Raw genomic sequence first — 1,280 nt, forward strand, 5'->3', positions numbered from 1 at the left:
GGGTCTAGCTGGGCGCGCTCCCGTTCACCGCGACCGAGACCTCGGTGCCCGGCCCTGACCGAAGGGTCTGCAGCACCACGCAGTAGCGCTCGGTGAGCGTGATCAGCGTTGCGATCTGCTCGGCGTCGGCGTCGGTCGTGAGCGTGAACGTCAGTCGGATGTCACGGAACCCGACCGGCGCCTCCTTGTCGACCCCCAGCGTGCCCCGGAAGTCGAGATCCCCCTCGACGTGCACCCGTCCGCTCACCGGGATCGACAGCGCCGTCGCGACGGCCCGCAGGGTCACTCCCGCGCAGGCGACGAGCGCCTCGAGCAGCATGTCGCCCGAGCAGAGTTGCGTGCCGTCACCGCCGGTTGCGGGGTGCAGACCGGCCTCGGCCAGCGCCGTCGCGGTCCGCACCCGGCAGGCGATGCCGGTTCCGTCCAACTCGCCGTCGGCCCGCAGCGTCACCAGCGCCGATCCCGGGTCGTCCCGGTAGCGGGCCTTGAGCGGGGCCTGCAGGTCCTTCAGCGACTCAGCGTCCATGGGCGTCATCGTGCTCCTGCCGGCACCGCCGGGTGAGCGGTGGGTCCGCTCGCGAGGACCCGTCGTAGGCTGCCGACGTGGCCGATGCGCCGAGCACTCAGACCGATCGGGTGGTGACCATCCCGAACGCGCTGAGCGTCCTGCGGCTGGCTGGGGTGCCGCTGTTCCTGTATCTGCTGCTCGGGCCGCGGGCCGATGGGTGGGCGCTCGTCGTCCTGGTGGCGGGCGGGGTCAGCGACTGGCTCGACGGCAAGCTCGCCCGACTGCTCGGACAGTACTCCCGGCTCGGCGCGATGCTCGACCCGGCAGTGGACCGGCTCTACATCCTCGCGGCGCTCCTCGCGCTCGGGGTTCGGGAGGTCGTGCCGTGGTGGGTGGTGATCGTGCTCGTCGGCCGCGACCTGGTGCTCGGGTTGTGCCTGCCGGTGCTGCGTCGCCGCGGTTACGGCCCGTTCGTGGTCACCTACGTCGGCAAGGCCGCGACGTTCCAGCTGCTCTACGCGTTCCCACTGTTGCTGGTCGGGCAGGGCAGCGGATGGTTCGCCGAGCTCGCCCTGCCGTTCGGGTACGCCTTCGCGGCCTGGGGGGTCGCGCTGTACCTGTGGTCCGGGCTGCTCTACCTGGCCCAGTTCGTCCTGGCGTTGCGCACTCCGGCTGAGAGAGTGTTGTGAAACCTCGTGGTCACTCGGCGTGGTGACTGTGGTAGTGGCGAGCGCTGATTGATCATCCGGTGGAGTGTGTGTCTGCACCTGTA

At 70.5% G+C, this 1,280-nt stretch carries 2 protein-coding genes; one reads left to right on the forward strand and one right to left on the reverse strand.

Annotation, left to right across the window (positions count from 1 at the left end):
* Window positions 1-4: 4 nt before the first annotated feature.
* A complete protein-coding gene (locus tag ACFQE5_RS16970; RefSeq protein WP_379586274.1) occupies window positions 5-526 on the reverse strand; it encodes an OsmC family protein in 522 nt (173 codons plus the stop codon).
* Between the two features lie 77 nt (window positions 527-603).
* Between ACFQE5_RS16970 and ACFQE5_RS16975 the strand changes: the two genes are divergently transcribed.
* Window positions 604-1,197: a CDP-alcohol phosphatidyltransferase family protein gene (locus ACFQE5_RS16975; RefSeq protein ID WP_379586276.1), complete on the forward strand. Its 594-nt coding sequence runs from the start codon at window positions 604-606 to the stop codon at window positions 1,195-1,197.
* Window positions 1,198-1,280 lie beyond the last annotated feature (83 nt).

It is taken from the genome of Pseudonocardia hispaniensis (genome assembly GCF_042658695.1).
Taxonomy (GTDB): Bacteria; Actinomycetota; Actinomycetes; order Mycobacteriales; family Pseudonocardiaceae; genus Pseudonocardia; species Pseudonocardia hispaniensis.